Source organism: Acidimicrobiales bacterium (genome assembly GCA_030747595.1).
Classification (GTDB): Bacteria; Actinomycetota; Acidimicrobiia; order Acidimicrobiales; family MedAcidi-G1; genus UBA9410.
The window spans coordinates 92,848-110,060 of record JASLKK010000010.1 but is presented as its reverse complement, the minus strand read 5'-3'; the positions used below and the strand labels follow the sequence as shown (position 1 = coordinate 110,060).

Genomic DNA, 17,213 nt, shown 5'->3' with positions numbered 1-17,213 from the left:
CCGGCGTTTGCTGGAAAACTCAGTGATAGTGAGACTGAGGCTGTCGTCCGTTACACCCGCGAAGTACTGGGCTGAACGCCTAGTTCCTACAGGCTCCTGTCGAGGGAGTTTGGATTCATGGAATAAGCCAATGATTGGTAAGTACAGGAACTAAAGTAATACTAATATAAATAGAGTACCCCTACAATCACCAATGACCCGTATTCCATTGGGTCACCGCGAGAAAGTTGAGTTGATTATGGCCATCACCGGAGCCCACACACTGTTCTATACCTCCGAGATTGATGCTTTCCGAGCTGTAATGCGCGATGTACTTGAACTCCCAATAGTTGGCGAGGATGGCGACTTTGTGACCTTCAGTCTTCCACCAACCACGATGGAGCCCCACGCTGGTCCGCCTGAGTTAGATATCCACCCCGGTGATCGACCTACCCACGAGGTTTCGTTCATGTGCGACGACCTCAACACAACGGTGGAGGAATTGCGGGCGAAGGGAGTCGAGTTCCGGGGCGCTCCAGTCGATAAGGGGTGGGGACTCGTCATCGTGATGGTGCTACCGGGTGGAGTAGAGGTGGTCCTTTACGAACCTGGTGACTACTAGGTCGTTGTCCGAGCACGGACACTTTTCACCCACATCTCTGGTGGGGACCTAGAGCACGGGGCGCGTTCCCGATTTGTCTGGATCGCGTTCGGAGTCTCACCTCGGTGAAGCCAGGACCCATTATTTGGAGGGCGTGGGGGTTTCGCGCCACTCTCGCAGCTGGGGTGCAGCGGGTGTGCTGGTACGAGGCGTCGGCTGGTTGACTGGCGGGATGGACTTGAGTGGGGTACGGGAGGCCTACGAGTCGGCGGGCTTCGACCTGGCCGACCTGGCAGGCGATCCTTTCATCCAGTTCCAACGATGGTTCGGCGAAGTCGAGGCAGCCGGCTACTGGGAACCCAACGCCATGGTGCTCTCCACGGTGACCGCCGATGGGTGGCCATCGGCCCGCAACGTGCTCCTCAAGCGAATCGACGCCGAGGGCTTCGTATTGTTCACCAACTACACCAGCGACAAGGCCGCCGAGATGGACAGGTCAGGTCGGGCCGCCCTTACCTTCAGTTGGACTGAGTTGCGCCGTCAGGTCCGGGTAATGGGCACCGCCGAGCGCCTCAACGACGAGGAGTCCGACGGCTACTGGATCTCCCGACCACGAGGGAGTCAGCTCGGGGCGTGGGCGTCGGACCAGAGCGTCGTGGTGCCCGACCGAGCCACACTCGAACGCGCCTTCGTCGAGGCCGAGCAGCGCTGGGCCGACCAGCCCGTCGAACGGCCCGACCACTGGGGTGGCTACCGAGTCAGGCCCCACTCGATCGAGTTCTGGCAGGGCCGACCAGACCGGCTCCATGATCGCCTGCGGTACCGCCTCGACGGTGCGTCCTGGGTGGTGGAACGCCGAGCGCCCTAGGGCCAAGAGTTAGCGGGCCTGTCCGATGGTCCGATCGGGTCGGTCGGGATCCTCCAGGGCGGCCACCAGGCCGTCGATGAGGAGGTCGAGATGTTCGGCCCGGGGCGTACCGTCCCGATCCGACCAGTCCCGGTGGTCGCGGTTCCACCGGATGCTGGGTGGCAACTCGACCTGGACGCCGCCACCGTCCACCCGGTTCACGGGGTTGTCGGGGTGCAGGCCGCGGAGCGACCGAGGCATGGCCTCCACGTCGTCGACCACCCGGTACTCCTCGGGCAGAACCCCCCGGAGATGGCCAGCCACATGATGGGCCGCCGTACGGTCGGCTCCACCGACCAGTACGGCCCAGAAGTCGTCGTGTCGGCCGTAACCGTGAATCGACAACACGGTGTCCACCCGACCAAGGAACGCGTCCAGGCTCGACGACACCCCGGGCACGAAGCGGGTGGACGGGAGGTGGCGTCGACAGCCATCGGGCTGGACCACTGCGTAAAGCGAACCGTCGATCCGGTTCGCCACCTCTCGGGCCACCACTTCGGTGGCCCGTTCCAGGCCCCCACCGTGGAGGGCGCACACGCCGGTTGTCGACCGGAGGTGGAACTCCTCGACCACCCCGGGCAGGGCCAGAAGGTCGGTCAGGTGCTCGATGGGTTCAACCCGTCCCGGCGTTCGGTCGTCGACCACCGCCGACCGGATAGGTCGGTTCACCGACGCCGGTCACTCATTGCCCCGTGAGCCGACGCCCACACGACCAGCAGGACGGTAATGGTAAGCAGTGCCTCGAGTGGGGTGGCCCATCGCACCGGGTCGTCGATCCAGTTGCCGATGCGTGCCGGCCAGTCACCGATCAGGCGGCCGACCGGGATGACCAGCAGATCGCCCCGGTGGACCAGTCCCTCGGCCACACCCCAGGCGCCACCGGCCACCATCCAGAGCCACCGGCGGGGTCGGGTCGACAGTGCCGGCCCGAGGCCCCACACCACCAGCGTGGCCACCACCAACCAGAGAGCGAGGCCCAGGCGCGGGCCACCGACATTGGCCGCCCAGTTGGTGAGGTGCGACTGGAGGTCGGTCACCGAGTCCACGATCGGATTGGACGGGGCCCGCGCGTCCCGCAGGATGCGGATCTCGTAGACGCCGTAGACGACCAGGTAGGCGCCGCCCAGCATGAGGGCCACGGCACCGATCCGATCGAAGTGGGGGAGCAGACGCCGGAGGTGACGGGCCAGACCGCCTCGGGCCACGGCCAACGAGAGGGTGAGCGAGGTGACCACGGCGGCCATGCCGGCGGCGAACGCCAGGTAGACGGCGATCCCGTCGACGATGCCGTCCCGTCCGAAGCTCCCGGCCACGTGCAATAGGAAGATGGGGGCCGAGCAGCCGATAGAAACCACGGCGTACGACACGCCGAACCCAAGGACTGACCACAGTTCGGTGGTCGACGGGCCGCGGCCGGGTTTGAAGAAGGGGATCCGGAGTTGCCGGCCGGTCAGCATGAACAGGCCGTAGGGGACAAACGCCGCGCCGAGGATCACCGTGACCCACGGGGTCTTGGTGGCAATGGCCTCCTCGGAGACCATCGTGTTGACGGCCAGGCCGAGGGCGCCGAACACCAGCACGAAAGCCGCCGTCAAGATGAGGCTGACCGACAATCCCCGTAGGACCTGTTCAGGGCGGGCCTCACCGTCCGCCGTGTCGCGGCCCAGGAAGTAGCCGAGCCAGGTGGGGAGCATGGCGAAGCCGCACGGGTTGATGGCCGTGACGATGCCCAGAGTGAACGGCAGGGCAAGGGAGACGTCGATCATGGGAGGGGGATTACCGGACGGGGATCATCGGGTCGGCTCCAGATACTCCCTGATGGCTTCGGCCAGTTCGTCGGCATCAAGCGACCCATGGTGGACATAGACCAGATCGCCCCCTCGGTCTACGAAGGCGGTCACCGGCAGGCCGACGGTGCTGAGGGCTGCGGAGAACTCTCCATCGGGATCACGACCCTGAAGGTAGGTGATCTCGAGTTCGTCGGCCCGCTGGGCCGCCCGGGTGGGTGAGTCGCTGACGTTGATGCCTACGAACCGGACCTGCCCAGAACCCCTCTCGTGGGCGGTCTGCAGGACGGGCATCTCCTTGAGGCACGGTGTACACCACGTGGCCCAAAGGTTCACCACGACGGGTCGATCGTCGCTGTCGGTCAGGTCGTCCAGCGTGGTGGTCTTCCCGGTCCAGAGTTCGAAGGGCATCGAGGTCACGTCGACGACGGTCTCAGGGTCCTCGGCACAGCCGACGGTGGACGCCGACAGCCCCACGAGGAACAGCCCCATGAGGAGCAGACCGACAGGGATACGAGGCACGAACGTCGACGGTACCGGCCCACCGTGGAGCGAACATGCTGTGGCGGAATCATGGTTGCCACACGGACCGGGGCTCGCCGAAGCGTCACCCCGGTCCGTGGTCTGGCGTTCTGGTGGGCCGGCACCCGGCCGGAGGAGGGGGAACCGGCCGGGTGCGGGACCTGTTTTGTGGTGGCCGCGTCAAGCCGAGAGCAGCTCCTGCTGGATGCGCAACGGGATGGGCACGACGGGCAGCTGCTCCTCGGGGCGCGGCACATTGGAGGGGCGACCCCGGCGACGCTTGGTGGCCAGGATGTGGCCGTTACGAAACAGCTGTCCGCCCCACACGCCCCATGGCTCTCGGCGGCGGATGGCGCCTTCGAGGCACGACTCGAGCACCGGGCATTCGGCGCAGATGTTCTTGGCCTGCACGATGTCCCCGATGTCGTCGCTGAAGAAGACCGCGGTGGGGACGCCGAGGCGTTCACAGGCGGCCTGTTGGCGCCAGGTCTCTCGTTCGTAGATCAGTGTTTCTTGCATGGTCTCGCTGCTCTCTGGGTCGCTGGTCTTGGGGGAGTTGGATTTGAAAACCGGTTTGAAAAACGAAGAAGGCCGCCGGATTTCTCCGGCGGCCTCGGGGGGTGGATCTGCGTTCAGCTGATCAGCTGTTCGCTCCCCGGGGCCGCTGGCCGGTCTTGGTGAAACCGGTGGTCCGATAGGTGTTCATGAACGTCGAGGAATCGACATGCCACGAAATACTCGGCTTCACCGAGTGATGAGCCGTATGCAGGCGCGACGAGGACACGTGCACGCCGGCCGAAAGGCCGTGGCGATGGCAGTGAAGCTCGTACATGGAAACTGTCCTGTGGCTGGGTAGATGGGCGGCGGTTGCCACCCGGTCAGACATCCACGATAGAGGCGTCTGACCGGTCTCCATCCGAGTCGACCGGGGTTACCTCGGTCAAATGATTAAATCAGCTGGTCGAATACATTGTCTGACCTGCGACTTCGTCCCGGGTCGCCTGGCCCAGGATTCGCAGGTGCTCGAGGTGGGCGTAGGTCTCGCTAGCCGCCATGTCGCCCCACGAACGCTCCTTGAAGAGTCGTTGCATGAAGGCTTCCACGGTGCCTGATCCCATGTCTTCGCCGGCCTCACGGATGACGTCGAGACGTTCCCCGTGGTGGTCGATGATGTGGTCCACCCTCTCGGCCACGTTGGTGAACGGGTGACCGTGCGCCGGTAGGACGTGCTCCAGCCCGGGGAGCTCCTTCATCCGTTCCAACGAGCGGAAGAAGGTGGCCAACGGATCGTCCATTGGGCCGATGCCGTTGATGTGGGGGGTGATGGTAGGTAGTACGTGGTCTCCCGAGAGCAGGATCCCGTCGGCCGGGTCGTAGAGGCAGAGGTGGTCGTGCGTGTGGCCCGGGGTGTGGACGGCCAGCCAGGTTCGCCCGCCGAGCAAGACCTCCTCGCCGTCGACCACCGTGTCGGACGGCTCGGGGACACGCCATGACTTCGATCCACCGGTCACGTCCATCTCCGACCACTTGCGAAGTTCAGTGGCCGGTGGTGCGGATCGGGTAGCGCCCCATGGGGTGGGGCGGCTCATCATGGATCGGACCCGTTCGAGGTCCTCGTCGTCGGCCAGATCCAGGTCGCCGGAGTCCATCTCCTCGTCGATCGCCATGTCCATCCACACCGATCGGAAGTCGGCGTGGGTAAGGACCCGGGTGCCGTGGTCATCGCGGAGACGGTGTACACCGCCGAAGTGATCGGGGTGACTGTGGGTGACCACCGCGGTGTGGACCCGACTGTGGTCGGTGCCCAGCTGAGCCAGAAGGTGGCCGAGGGCGTTCCACGACTCGAGGCTGGGCAGGCCGGGGTCCACCAGGGTGAATCCGTCGGTGTCCTCAAGCGCGTAACAGTTGACGTGGCCGAGGCCGGGCATCGAGATAGGGAGCTGAAGCCGGTATAGCCCGGAGGCCAGTTCGGTGACCTCGGTCGAGGCTGGTTCCTGCTCCTGCCGGACCGGCCGATCTTGTGGCTGATCGGTATGGGAACAGGAGGGGTCGGTCACGGCGTCACCATAGGAGGGGGCCTCTGAACGGGCCCAAGCGGCGCTGGGCCAGCAATGGGCGCCGGACGAGTTCAGGCGTCGGGCGAGGAGGGAAAGAGCGCCGCTCGGTAGTGGCGCAGTTCGGCCACCGATTCCCGGATGTCGTCCATGGCCCGGTGGCCGCCGGCCTTCTCGGGTGCCGACTTGACGGCCTCCGGGTGCCAGCGCCGGGCTAGTTCCTTGACAGTCGACACGTCGACCGACCGGTAGTGCAGGAACTCCTCGATCTCGGGAAGCCAACGGAGTAGGAAGCGTCGGTCGGTACCGATCGAGTTGCCGCACAGCGGCACGGTTTGGGCTTCGGGAATATGTTGCTTGAGGAAGGCCATCGTGGCATCGCCAGCTTCGGCCAACGTGGTTGACGAGGCGGTAATGGCGTCCAGCAGGCCGCTCTTGGTGTGCATGGTCCTCACGAAGTCGCCCATGCGGTCCAGAACCTCGGGTGGCTGGTGGACCACCAGGTCCGGGCCCTCGGCCACGATGGTGAGGTCGTCGTCGGTGACCAGGGTCGCGATCTCGACGATTACGTCGGACTCGAGATCCAGTCCGGTCATCTCGAGGTCCATCCATGCCAGCACGGCGCCGATCCTAGGGCGTCATGCCTTGCCTCAGTCCGGCGCCAGCCCGGGACCAGCCGGTGAGTGGGCTGGGGTCGGGGGCTAGGGTCGCCGCCGTGCTCAAGATTCCCCTGCTTCGACTGGTTGATGACCTGCCCCTTCCGACCTATGCCCGCGAGGGTGACGCTGGAGCGGATCTGGTGGCCGCCGAGGACGTCACGTTGGCGCCCGGCGGGGGTCGCGCCCTGGTGTCCACCGGCGCGGCCATCGCCATCCCTTGGGGGTACGCCGGGTTCGTTCAGCCCCGCAGCGGTCTGGCGCTGAAACACGGCGTGACCTGTCTGAACACGCCGGGCCTCATCGACTCGGGCTACCGGGGGGAGCTGAAGGTCCTGCTCGTCAACACCGATCCCGCCGATCCCTTTGAAGTGGTTCGCGGCGAACGCATCGCCCAACTGGTGATCCAGCGGGTCGAGGAATGCCGATTCGCCGAGGTCGACGAGCTCCCTCCATCTGAACGGGGCGAGGGCGGCTTCGGGTCGACCGGCCGCTGACTCCAACGGTCCGGTACGTGGGCACGATCGAGGAACTGCCTGGCCTTGACGGGGTCGACGAGGGCACCCGGGGAACAGTGGTCAACCACCGGATGCGCGAGGTCACCGAACTGGTGGCCGGAGCCGGTGTTGAAGCGGGCACATGGGACGGCTCGCTGGTCGGTGAGGTCCGGACGTTGTTTGACTCACTGGCCCCGGACTGGACGGCGACCCGTGACCATCCGAGTCGCAACGCGCCGTTACTGGATGCCCTGGACCGGGGAGCGGTGGCCGGGCGGACGGTGCTCGAGCTGGGTGCCGGGACGTGCATATCGGCACGTGACCTGCGGGATCGGTTCGATTGCTACGTGGCGGCTGACCTTTCGTGGGGGATGCTCAGCCACGCGGTGGACGGAGCGCCACCGCTGATGTGCGCCGATGGTTCAGCTCTGCCTTTGGCCGACAGCATCGTCGACGTCCTGATCCTGCAGAACATGTTCCTGTTCGCCGCTGAGGTCGACCGGTGCCTAGCTGACGACGGTTTCGTGGTCTGGGTGAATAGCCGGGGACCGGAGACGCCGATCCACCTGTCATGTGAGGCAGTGGTGGCGTCGCTCGAATCGGCCACCGGATCGTCGTGGCGGGCCGTCACCTCGACCGTAGGTGAAGCCACGTGGGCTGTGGTGCGTCGAGAATCTAGGAACGCGGCGCGCTGATTCGAAGGGTGCGGCCGTCGCCAGTGAGATCGATGGCTACCTCGGAGGCTGACACCCGGTAGTCGATCACTACGTCGGAGCCCGCGCCGGTCATCTCGGCGGCCATTTCCTGGAGCGACGAGGCCAGGTCGCCGATCTCGGACGGTTCGATCCGGTGGATCCGCAACAGGGAGGCCAAGCCAACCCGCGGCAGATCACCGACCGGTCGAGACGCGGGAAGGCGAAGGGTCACTGCCTCGAGATCGTCCCGCTGAGAACTGCGCGCCATGGGGCGAGTCTCCCATCTCATTGGCGCGGGCGCGGTGTCGGTCTGATCGACGGCGAAGGTGGCGGCGAGGGCTGCAGGTCGGGCAACATCGTCGGTATGACCGTGCTGGTCGATGAGGCCGTGTGGCCCTGGCGGGGCGCCCGATGGGCGCACCTGGTGAGCGACGAGAGCGTCGCCGAGCTACACGCGTTCGCCCGTCGTCTGGGCCTGCGGCGTATGGCTTTCCAAGGAGACCACTACGACATCCCCACAGACGTGCGTGAGCGGGCCCTTGCCTTGGGCGCCGAGGCGGTCCGTGGGCGGGACCTGGTTCGGCGCTTGCGGGCTGCCGGGCTCCGTCTTGCCGCTCCAGATCGACCGGGTTCGTGGGAGGAGGTTGGCCGGTGGTCGGCTCCGGGGAGCCGACCTGACCTCGGTTCGATGGATCTGGTAGTGCCGGGTGATCTAGCCGAGGCATTTCAAGGGGTAGACGCGCGTTGGACGTCTGTCGACGTGGTGGCGTTTCATCGACTGGTTTCTCAGCGATGGGCGGAAGTCGCTCTGGTGGTGGACGACGACGAGGGCGTGGTGCTGGTGGGCGACGTGCCCGCAGGTGTGGAGGTCCGGTGCCATGACGACCGTTTGGTCGAGTTGTTGACCCCACGTCGGAGGGAGACGCGATGAGGCGGGTTTCGTCGATGGTGTTGGTCGTGTTTCTGGCTTGTGCCGCGTGTGGCGGTGATGGTCTGGGTGAAGGTCCCCCGGGGTCCACAACGGCGTCGGCGTCGACAACGACAACGGCGTCCGATGTAGCGACCAACGGTTGGATCCAGGTCGGTGACCTGACGCTGGACCTCGAGTTCTCCTGTTACTCGCCGGGGGCTGGTGACGTGGTAGCCATCGGGGTGGGCCAACACCCGGATAGCGGCCAACCGGTAGAGGCCCTAATCCAAGGGTTCCTCGGTCAGCCGTACGTGGGCCTCACCATCGGTGGTTCGGTGCGCTACGAAGCGTCATTGGATGGGCCGCTCGAGGTGTTCGTCCATGACGGAACCATCAGCGCAGGGGCCATCGAATGGATCCGCGGCCTTGACCTGGAATCCGGGGTAGGGGAACGACTCGGGTACGGCGCGGTGTTCGTGAGTTGTGGGGAGTACATCCATGACCTACCCGAGGGGTACTGACCGGCAGCGAAAGGGGGGCTCAGCCGGGGCAGCCGCCGATTTCTTCGGCCCACGGGAGACGGCCGGCCCAGACCCGCGTGATCTGGAGGCCGTTGGACAAGAACATCACCCGGTAGGTGGCGTCGGCCACGTCCTTGGGGACGTAGGCCAGCAGGTTCCCCGAACCGTCGGGGAGGGCGGTGGTGTGGATGCGTTCACCGAACAGTTCCCGGATGCGTTCCTCGGTATCGCCGATGCCGGCGCCTGAGCGGGTGGTGATGGTGCGGGTGTCGACGTCGACCCGCTCGACGGTGCCGGCCACCACCCAGAACGTGAGTCCGGCCTGGCCGGCTTCTGGAACGACGAGAAAGCAGTGGCCCACCGGGGTGATGGGGGTGAACTGGCTACCGGCTGCCACCTGAGCGTCGTGGAGTGTCATGCCGAACATGACCCGGTCGATGCCCACGGTGCTCACCGACGAGGCGGCGTTCAGAGTGGGCACGCCCAGACCCTCGACCGGAGCCAGCGTGCCCATCGGCTCGGTGGGCAGGGTCGCCTCGACCATTCCGACGGTGGTGGTAACGGCGATCAGGGTGTCGCTGTCGGACATGTTGGCGGCGTCAGTTGTTGGGGTTGTCGCCGGGGCCAGCGTGGTCGAGGCAACCGGCAGGATGACGATCTCGTCGGTCGGGTTTCCGCCGAGGCCGAAGAAGAGGACAGCCATGACGGTGATTCCAGCGAGCAGCATCACCACCAGAGTGCGCATGACCCCACGCTAGGCGGGAGGCCGGCCATTGGACGGTCGGACCCGTCAGCTCACACCCGCGGCCCGGCCGGGTCGGATCTATGGTCCACTGGCCGGATGCGACACGGCTTGGGAGTTGATTGCCTGCCGAGGATGCCGCTGGTGTCGCTGGCCCTGATGTTGGCGTTGATAGCGGGAGGCTGTGGTACCTCGTCGGAGGTGGCTCCGCCCTCGACCACCGCGCCGGAGGTGGCTCCGCCCTCGACTACCTCGGTGTCGGTGACAACCACGTTGGTCGTGTCGGTCACCGTCCCCACGACCACCGTCGTTACCCCTCCGACCACGCCGCCGTCGACTATCGCGACGACCACGTCGACGACTCTTCCGGCGGGCCCCACCGCAGCCGAGTGCGTGGGCGGTCTGCCCGTCGGACTCCGGATCGGTCAGGTGCTCCTGCCCATCGCTTCCCAGGCTGAACTCCCGGTGGTGGTCGATCTCGCTGGGCGAGGTCTGGTGGCCGGAGTGGTGATGGCAGGTCCGGTGGGAGACGGCTTCTCGGCTGCGGTGGCCGCTGTGCAGGCTGCATCGGCTACCGGGCCAGTAGTGGTGGCCGTTGACGAGGAAGGTGGTCGGGTTCAGCGGTTCGAGTCCGTGCTCGGGTCGATGCCCTCGGCTGCCGCCATGGGGGCTCTTCCCGTTGACGAGGTGCGTGCGTTGGCAAGGGACCGGGCAGAGGCACTGCGTGCCTTGGGAGTCACGGTGAACCTCGCCCCGGTGCTCGACGTGGGCGCCGCACCAGGCATTGGCGACCGGTCGTTCTCTGACGACCCTGAGGTGGTATCCACCCACGGCATTGCCTTTGCCGAAGGGGTGCTGGCCGGCGGCCTCGTGCCGGTGGTTAAGCACTTCCCAGGCCACGGTCGGGCCAACGCCGACAGTCACGACGAGTTGACCACCACGCCAGCACTCGAGGACCTGTGGGAGGTCGACCTGCTCCCGTTTGCCCTGGTTCCAGACGGTGCGGCGGTCATGGTCGGCCATCTGGTGGTGCCCGGCCTGACTGACGGGGTGCCGGCCACCCTCTCACCGTCCGCCATCACCGGCGTGCTGCGGGGCGATCTGGCCTTCGATGGGGTGGTGGTTACTGACGATCTGGCCATGGGAGCTGTCGCCGACCTGGTCGACGTGGCCACCGCGGCCCGCCTCGCCCTCATTGCTGGCGCAGACCTACTGATTATCGGTGGCCTGGCCAACGTGGTGCCCGTCGCGTGGGGTCTGTTGTCCGCCCTTGACGACGGTTCGTTGGACGAACGCTGGTTGGACGAGGCCGTCGAACGGGTGCTTGCCCTGCGGAACGTCAACCCGTGCACGTTGGCAGGCAGCGTCCATGATGGGGGTTGACTAGTGGGTCGCCCGGGGCTCGAACCCGGCACCTTGGGATTAAAAGTCCCCTGCTCTACCCGATGAGCTAGCGACCCGGCGGCGGTGCGAAACCCGGTGTGAAACGCGGTCGACCACCGGTTGTCAGGGTACAGGTGGGTGTTCAGGCGGCGGGTGGCCTAAAACCATCAAGGCGGGCAGTGGCATCGGCGATCATCTGGTGTACGACCTCAGCTGCTGGCACCACGTCCCTGACGAGGCCAACGATGTTGCCGGCACCGTTCATAGAGATTCCTTCCTTGCCACCGCGGTCAGTTGCCCAAGGCCCGAGGGTCAACTCGGTGAGGACCGGTTGCAACGGCATGGGAAGTGGGTCAAGGTCGGCAGCCTCCCAGGCTTTGGTCCACTGGTTTGGGAGAAGACGGAATCGCTTGCCCGTGTAGGCGCGACTGATAACTGGCGACTGGTCGGCGGCGTCCACCAGGCCGTCCTTCTGCCAACCAGCGATGCCTGCCTCTTCGGTAGCTAGGAAGCGAGTTCCTACCCACACGGCTTCACAACCCATGACAAGGGCAGCCGCCAGGCCGCGACCATCACCGATCCCGCCAGCGGCAACGACGGGAACTTCGACAGCATCGAGCACCTGGGGAAGAAGGGCGAGAGTGCCGACGTGTCCGGTATGGCCACCACCTTCCGTGCCTTGTGCGATGACGACGTCGGCACCGTCCTTTACGACGCTGACAGCCTGTTTCGTGTTGCCGACCACCGACATCACCACTGCTCCGGCTTCGTGGAAGCGGTCCACTACAAAACCTGGTGAGCCGAGGGCACCGACGAATACCGGGACCCCTTCCTCCAAGATGACCTGGACTTGGGCCTCGGCATCGGTCCCCAACGCGTTTCTACCGGTTCCACGATTGGCACTTCCACCTGGCTGCTCGACACCCAGTTCGGTGGCAATACGGGCCGCCGTCTCGCGGTGCTCAATGGGAATCCGCTCAGCAACATCTGAGATCTTCGTTCCGTCCTGTTCGATACGGGCCGGCAAGATGAGGTCGACGCCGAACGGTCGATCGGTCAGTTCTCGGGTGCGGCGGATGACGGTCCGTACCTGTTCCGGGGCCATCGAGGTGCAACCAAGCACTCCAAGCCCACCTGCGTTGGATACCGCCGCCACGAGTTCGGGTCCGGCGATCGGTCCCATTCCGGCCGAGAAGATTGGAAAGTCGATCCCCAACCTTTCGCACAGTGGAGTTCGCAATGATCTACTCAACTTCTTTTCCCAATGGCTTAGGTCGGGCTGAGAGACGCCCTCCGATTCCTCCAAGAGATGCAGTTGTTAGCACTGGTCGGTCTCTTCAATGGTCTCGAGGCGCCGGAGTCGATTCTTCCAAGGCCCATAGCGCCACACCATTTCGTCCCCATTTCGGTAACGCGTGACGAGCGCGACTCTGCGGTTTCCGGGGTACAGGTTCAGGCGGCCGTCTTCGAATCGAGCCGCAACGGAGATGCGGCTGGTTTTGTTCGCGTGTACGTCGTTGACCCCACCTTCGAGGGTGCCGTCCGCGTACATGTCATGGATGATTCCGCCAGCGGTGATGACGACCCGGTTTCCAGCCTGTTCGACGCGTTCGATGTGTCCCTTTAGCGGGCCTCTGTAGACCTGCCAGACACCTCGAAGATCAGGCGCTCCTGGTGTGATCGGCTCGTCGCACCCTGCGAGAACCGGTTGTGGGAAGTCCCGGTACCCACCAGAAGGAGTATGCGCGACGGGAATGTCCACCGCCCTGATGGTCGTTTCAGCCGGGGACGCCGAAAGGGGTGTTGGTTCGAAGTGCTCACGCCCTGCTGGAGGTTCGTCTGGACGCCGGCGGATTAGGAGTGGGGCAATGAGGAGTCTCGGGATGACTCCGATCAGATTCTTCGCCTTCACCGTTCACCGCCCTTCACTGATGCACCATCTCGGTTGCGCTTCCGGTGTTGGAAGATCCGAGTGGTTGGAGGAGTCGGTGCAGGGCGGTCGTCCATGTCCGCCGGACCTGTTGAGGTGTGCGGTTGTGGTCGTGCACGATCTGGTCCCAAGACTCAAAAGAGGTCAAGGTGCTGATGGTTGCTACGAGGTCGTCACGGGCAGAGGGATTCAAGGCCTCCAGTTCGTGGGCGAAGCATTGGCGAATCTGGTCCGCCTGCATCGACCGGACGGAACGCAACCCTTCGTCAACATCTGGAAACTCTGGAGCTCTTCTCCGGGCCTGGTGGCACATCGGTCCGGTCGTTTCATACAACTTTGCCCGGCGGTTAACTAGAACCTGAGTGCGATGTTCGAGAGTGCTTTCGGCGATGTCCGGTAGCCGCAAAAGGTGGTCGTAGCGCTTGAAGTATCGACGAAGCGTCTCCTGCCTGAGCTCTTCGAGCGTTTCGAAATAGCGGAACAGGGAGGCGACCGAGACTCCTGCTCGCTCCGCTACCTGTTCGGATGTCGGGTCCGTATTCCCTTCGCCCACAAGGTCGATCACTGCGTCGGACACGGCAAGGCGGCCGCGTTCCCGCCGGGCCCGGCGGCCGTCGATGGTCTCGTTGCTCAAAGCGGTCTGGGTCATCAGCGATTGCGGTGGCATTTTCGCCCCGTCTCCTCCTTGCAGACACTGAGTCTAGCACTCCAATCAGATATTGATAGTTAGACTCTCATAAGATAGATTGCATCTTGAGGGAGGACACTGTGTCAAAGCCGGATCTGCCAACAGGAACCTTCCATGGCCACATCGGTCGAACGTTTGCCGAATCAGAACCCTGGTTTGAGGAACCGGTACACCCTGCAGATGACTCACCCAACGTGGTCGTTGTGCTGCTGGACGACACAGGGTTCGCCCAACTCGGTTGCTACGGGTCAGAAATCGATACTCCACACATTGACGAGTTGGCGGCTAACGGTCTTCAGTTCACGAACTTCCACGTAACTCCGCTCTGTTCGCCGACCCGGGCCTCGCTGCTCACCGGCCGGTCGCAGCATGCGGTCGGTATGCGCGCAGTGTCCAACTTCCAGACCGGATTTCCCCACCAGTTGGGCCACATCTCGAACCACGCTGCCACGGTCGCCGAGGTACTCCAGGCTGAGGGTTACGCGACCTTCTGCACCGGGAAGTGGCACCTAGCCCCCATGGAACAGTGTTCGGCAGCCGGGCCGTTCGAGCAGTGGCCGCTGGGGCGCGGATTTGACCGGTTCTACGGATTTCTCGAGGGTGAAACCGATCAGTTCCATCCCCAACTGGTCTGTGACAACCACCCGATCGAGCCACCGGGCAAGGCTGAGGACGGCTATCACCTCAGTGAGGACCTGGTCGACCAGTTGCTGCGAATGGTGTCTGACAGCAAGGGAGTCCGACCCGATCGCCCATTCTTCGCATACCTGCCCTTCGGTGCCACCCACGCTCCCCACCAGGCTCCACCCGAGTACCTGGCGAAGTACCGGGGCTCGTTCGACGAGGGTTGGGACGTTGTTCGACAGCGATGGTTCCAGCGTCAAATCGACATAGGGGTCATCCCTGAGGGAACGGAGTTGGCGCCCCTGAATCCTGGCGTGGAACCGTGGGACACGCTGCCCGTCAACCAGCAACGCCTGGCTGTTCGGCTACAGGAAGCCTTCGCCGCCTTTCTCGACCACACCGACGACCAGATCGGTCGCCTCGTCGCCGGTCTCCGCGCTATTGGAGAACTGGACAACACGCTCCTCGTCGTCCTAGCCGACAACGGCGCCTCCCAGGAAGGTGGTCCCTTCGGCGTCATGCACGAGATGAAGTTCTTCAACGGGATCCTCGAAACACCAGACGAGGCCGTCGAAAGGATCGACGAGATCGGTGGACCACATAGCCACACCAACTATCCGTGGGGATGGGCCCAGTGCGGCAACAGCCCGTTCAAGTGGTACAAGCAGAACACCCACGAGGGCGGCGTCCATGTCCCGATGATCGTGTCCTGGCCAGCCGGTATCGAAGAAAGTCAACGGGGGACGATGCGCGGGCAGTTCACCAACGTTGCTGACATCGTGCCCACCATCTACGACCTCCTCCAGATCACTCCCCCAGACGTGTTCAGAGGCCGGAGTCAGTTGCCCATCACAGGCCACTCGTTTGCCGGGGTCTTCAGTGATGCAGGGGCGCCGGCACCCAACACCCTTCAGTACTTCGAGATGGCCGGCAGCCGGGCCCTGGTGGCAGGCCAGTGGAAGGCTGTCTGCAAACACCAGGAGGGAGCGGACTACGAAACAGAACCTTGGGAGCTCTACAACCTCAGCGTCGATGCATCGGAGTGCAACGACCTCTCCGGCTCGGATCCAAACAAGTTGGCAGAACTCGTTGCGTTGTGGTGGTCCGAAGCCGAACGCCACGGAGTCCTCCCACTCGATGATCGTGGCATGGGCGGTCTCTTTGGCGCCCGGTTCCGGGATCACTCTCCCCACCCACCCGACAGGCGCTACGTGTACCGGCCACCAATGTCGCCAATCCCAGGTGGCGCGAGCGCAGCAACGGGCGGACGGAGCTTCGACCTGACTGCCCAGGTCACGAGAGCTAGTGGAGAAGACGGCGTCTTGTGGGCAACCGGCACCGAGAACTCCGGAATCTCGGTCTTCGTGCAAAACGAACGCCTGATCGTCGACTACAACGCGTTCGACAAACACACCCTGTTGGAATCTGACGTCGACCTACCCGTCGGCGACTCGGTTCTGACAGCACGATTCCGACGAACTGGTGGCCAATCCGGAATCGTGATACTTGCCGTCGACGGCAACGAAGCAGGCCGGGCCGACCTGCCCTTCTACATGCGGATGATCTCCTCCGTCGGGCCGAGCATCGGCTACGACCACGGCTCAGCAGTGTCCGATCGCTACCAAGCACCCTTTCCGTTCTCCGGGACACTCCACGAGGTCGAGATCCAGCTGCTGTCACGGGCATCGGTGGAAGCCGAAAATGCTCTTGCCAGGGCAGAGATGGCCCGGCAATGACCTCCACCCAGACGACGAGTGGCACTATGTCGAACGCTTCCACCGAACCGAGGAGACTCACAGAGTTTCTGTTCTGGTTCTACATGGCTCCGGCCCATCGTTGAGCCCCACCGTTCAGCCAGAGAAGGAATCAACCGCATGCTTGCCATCACACTCCTCGGGACCGGCAGCCCCATGCCCGACCCGGACCGGGCCGGACCAGCCACGCTCATTACGTGTGGTACCGAACAGTTCCTCGTCGACGCCGGCCGAGGCGTGCTCATGCGCCTGGGGGGCGCAGCCAGCAGCGCAGGTCAACTCAGTGCTGTACTACTGACCCATCTACACAGTGACCACATCACCGACCTGAACGACGTGATCACCACCAGATGGGTCACGACCTTCGAACCATCTCCGCTCACCATCGTCGGTCCAATCGGGACCCGAACGGTTGTAGACCACATCCTCGCCTCGCTGGAACCCGACATTGGCTACCGCATCGCCCACCACGACGACCTCGACTATCGGCCCCCTGTCGAGGTCATCGAAGTGACCGAAGGCAAGATCGACCTGGGCGGCCAGGTAGGAGTCTCCTGCGCGCCCACAGACCACAAGCCGGTCGAACCCAGCATCGGATTCCGCTTCGACTATGACGGCGCTTCGGTTGTCGTCGCCGGCGACACCGTGCCATGCGAAGGCCTCGACAGGCTGTGCATTGGTGCGCAGGCTCTGGTCCACACGGTCATCCGCAAGGACGTCATCGAGAACGTCCCGATGCAGAGACTGCAAGACACGCTCGACTACCACTCCTCTCCCGAAGAGGCTGCGAGAACAGCGGCGCGAGCCGACATGGAGACCCTGGTGCTCACGCACTACGTACCAACATTCCCATCCGGCGGTGGCGAGGACTGGCGCAAACTCGCCGCTACCCACTTCACCGGCACCATCGAGTTGGGCGATGACCTGCACAGGGTCGAAGTCCACCCGAGCTGAGTCGACCAG

General features: G+C 64.4%; 21 protein-coding genes and 1 tRNA gene. 9 read left to right on the top strand and 13 right to left on the bottom strand.

From position 1 onward, the window contains the following. Positions 1 to 193: 193 nt before the first annotated feature. Complete coding sequence (locus tag QF777_09230; protein MDP6911729.1) at positions 194 to 601, top strand: hypothetical protein; 408 nt, start codon at positions 194 to 196, stop codon at positions 599 to 601. Positions 602 to 812: 211 nt separating this feature from the next. Next, positions 813 to 1,448 (top strand): pyridoxamine 5'-phosphate oxidase, encoded by a 636-nt coding sequence (gene pdxH / locus QF777_09225; GenBank protein MDP6911728.1) that lies wholly within the window; start codon positions 813 to 815, stop codon positions 1,446 to 1,448. Positions 1,449 to 1,457: 9 nt separating this feature from the next. On the opposite strand, the gene QF777_09220 is transcribed toward pdxH, so the two are convergent. The 7 genes from QF777_09220 to orn all read right to left on the bottom strand — a co-directional run bounded on the left by QF777_09220 (position 1,458) and on the right by orn (position 6,470). Further along, positions 1,458 to 2,156: a poly-gamma-glutamate hydrolase family protein gene (locus QF777_09220; GenBank protein ID MDP6911727.1), complete on the bottom strand. Its 699-nt coding sequence runs from the start codon at positions 2,154 to 2,156 to the stop codon at positions 1,458 to 1,460. Further along, positions 2,153 to 3,253: a cytochrome c biogenesis protein CcdA gene (locus tag QF777_09215; protein MDP6911726.1), complete on the bottom strand. Its 1,101-nt coding sequence runs from the start codon at positions 3,251 to 3,253 to the stop codon at positions 2,153 to 2,155. Before QF777_09215 ends, QF777_09220 begins: the two co-directional genes overlap by 4 nt. A gap of 24 nt (positions 3,254 to 3,277) precedes the next feature. Next, positions 3,278 to 3,796, bottom strand: coding sequence for a TlpA disulfide reductase family protein (locus QF777_09210; GenBank protein ID MDP6911725.1), 519 nt, complete (start codon positions 3,794 to 3,796; stop codon positions 3,278 to 3,280). A 180-nt stretch (positions 3,797 to 3,976) separates the two neighbouring features. Continuing rightward, a complete protein-coding gene (locus QF777_09205) occupies positions 3,977 to 4,315 on the bottom strand; it encodes a WhiB family transcriptional regulator (GenBank protein MDP6911724.1) in 339 nt (112 codons plus the stop codon). A gap of 121 nt (positions 4,316 to 4,436) precedes the next feature. Beyond that, entirely contained in the window at positions 4,437 to 4,628 is a 192-nt protein-coding gene (locus QF777_09200; protein MDP6911723.1) for a hypothetical protein, read from the bottom strand. 121 nt (positions 4,629 to 4,749) lie between these two features. Continuing rightward, positions 4,750 to 5,853, bottom strand: coding sequence for an MBL fold metallo-hydrolase (locus tag QF777_09195; protein ID MDP6911722.1), 1,104 nt, complete (start codon positions 5,851 to 5,853; stop codon positions 4,750 to 4,752). A gap of 71 nt (positions 5,854 to 5,924) precedes the next feature. Beyond that, a complete protein-coding gene (gene orn / locus QF777_09190; GenBank protein ID MDP6911721.1) occupies positions 5,925 to 6,470 on the bottom strand; it encodes an oligoribonuclease in 546 nt (181 codons plus the stop codon). A 95-nt stretch (positions 6,471 to 6,565) separates the two neighbouring features. On the opposite strand from orn, the gene dut reads away from it, so the two are divergent. Together dut and QF777_09180 are read left to right on the top strand one after the other, a co-directional pair. Next, a complete protein-coding gene (gene dut, locus QF777_09185; protein ID MDP6911720.1) occupies positions 6,566 to 7,003 on the top strand; it encodes a dUTP diphosphatase in 438 nt (145 codons plus the stop codon). A 17-nt stretch (positions 7,004 to 7,020) separates the two neighbouring features. Further along, on the top strand, positions 7,021 to 7,698 hold the full coding sequence (locus QF777_09180; GenBank protein MDP6911719.1) for a methyltransferase domain-containing protein: 678 nt from the start codon (positions 7,021 to 7,023) through the stop codon (positions 7,696 to 7,698). Here QF777_09180 and QF777_09175 read toward each other — a convergent pair. After that, positions 7,679 to 7,966, bottom strand: a complete 288-nt coding sequence (locus tag QF777_09175) for a hypothetical protein (protein ID MDP6911718.1) — start codon at positions 7,964 to 7,966, stop codon at positions 7,679 to 7,681. The two genes, QF777_09180 and QF777_09175, sit on opposite strands and share 20 nt — an antisense overlap. Before the next feature lie 96 nt (positions 7,967 to 8,062). On the opposite strand from QF777_09175, the gene QF777_09170 reads away from it, so the two are divergent. Together QF777_09170 and QF777_09165 are read left to right on the top strand one after the other, a co-directional pair. After that, positions 8,063 to 8,629 (top strand): DUF4031 domain-containing protein, encoded by a 567-nt coding sequence (locus QF777_09170; GenBank protein ID MDP6911717.1) that lies wholly within the window; start codon positions 8,063 to 8,065, stop codon positions 8,627 to 8,629. Further along, entirely contained in the window at positions 8,626 to 9,129 is a 504-nt protein-coding gene (locus tag QF777_09165; protein MDP6911716.1) for a hypothetical protein, read from the top strand. The genes QF777_09170 and QF777_09165 overlap by 4 nt, the downstream gene beginning before the upstream one ends. Before the next feature lie 19 nt (positions 9,130 to 9,148). On the opposite strand, the gene QF777_09160 is transcribed toward QF777_09165, so the two are convergent. Further along, positions 9,149 to 9,874, bottom strand: coding sequence for a hypothetical protein (locus QF777_09160; protein ID MDP6911715.1), 726 nt, complete (start codon positions 9,872 to 9,874; stop codon positions 9,149 to 9,151). A gap of 141 nt (positions 9,875 to 10,015) precedes the next feature. Here QF777_09160 and QF777_09155 point away from each other — a divergent pair, with 141 nt between their 5' ends. Continuing rightward, positions 10,016 to 11,254, top strand: a complete 1,239-nt coding sequence (locus tag QF777_09155; GenBank protein MDP6911714.1) for a glycoside hydrolase family 3 N-terminal domain-containing protein — start codon at positions 10,016 to 10,018, stop codon at positions 11,252 to 11,254. Positions 11,255 to 11,258: 4 nt separating this feature from the next. On the opposite strand, the gene QF777_09150 is transcribed toward QF777_09155, so the two are convergent. From QF777_09150 to QF777_09135, 4 genes are all read right to left on the bottom strand, one after another. Continuing rightward, positions 11,259 to 11,331, bottom strand: a tRNA-Lys gene (locus QF777_09150). 65 nt (positions 11,332 to 11,396) lie between these two features. Next, on the bottom strand, positions 11,397 to 12,560 hold the full coding sequence (locus QF777_09145) for a nitronate monooxygenase (GenBank protein MDP6911713.1): 1,164 nt from the start codon (positions 12,558 to 12,560) through the stop codon (positions 11,397 to 11,399). A 12-nt stretch (positions 12,561 to 12,572) separates the two neighbouring features. Next, positions 12,573 to 13,016 carry a hypothetical protein gene (locus QF777_09140; GenBank protein ID MDP6911712.1) on the bottom strand — a complete coding sequence of 148 codons (444 nt, stop codon included), beginning with the start codon at positions 13,014 to 13,016 and terminating at the stop codon, positions 12,573 to 12,575. A 163-nt stretch (positions 13,017 to 13,179) separates the two neighbouring features. After that, positions 13,180 to 13,833 (bottom strand): TetR/AcrR family transcriptional regulator, encoded by a 654-nt coding sequence (locus tag QF777_09135; GenBank protein ID MDP6911711.1) that lies wholly within the window; start codon positions 13,831 to 13,833, stop codon positions 13,180 to 13,182. Between the two features lie 119 nt (positions 13,834 to 13,952). On the opposite strand from QF777_09135, the gene QF777_09130 reads away from it, so the two are divergent. Together QF777_09130 and QF777_09125 are read left to right on the top strand one after the other, a co-directional pair. After that, a complete protein-coding gene (locus tag QF777_09130) occupies positions 13,953 to 16,232 on the top strand; it encodes an arylsulfatase (GenBank protein ID MDP6911710.1) in 2,280 nt (759 codons plus the stop codon). 138 nt (positions 16,233 to 16,370) lie between these two features. Beyond that, positions 16,371 to 17,204: a ribonuclease Z gene (locus QF777_09125; protein MDP6911709.1), complete on the top strand. Its 834-nt coding sequence runs from the start codon at positions 16,371 to 16,373 to the stop codon at positions 17,202 to 17,204. Positions 17,205 to 17,213 lie beyond the last annotated feature (9 nt).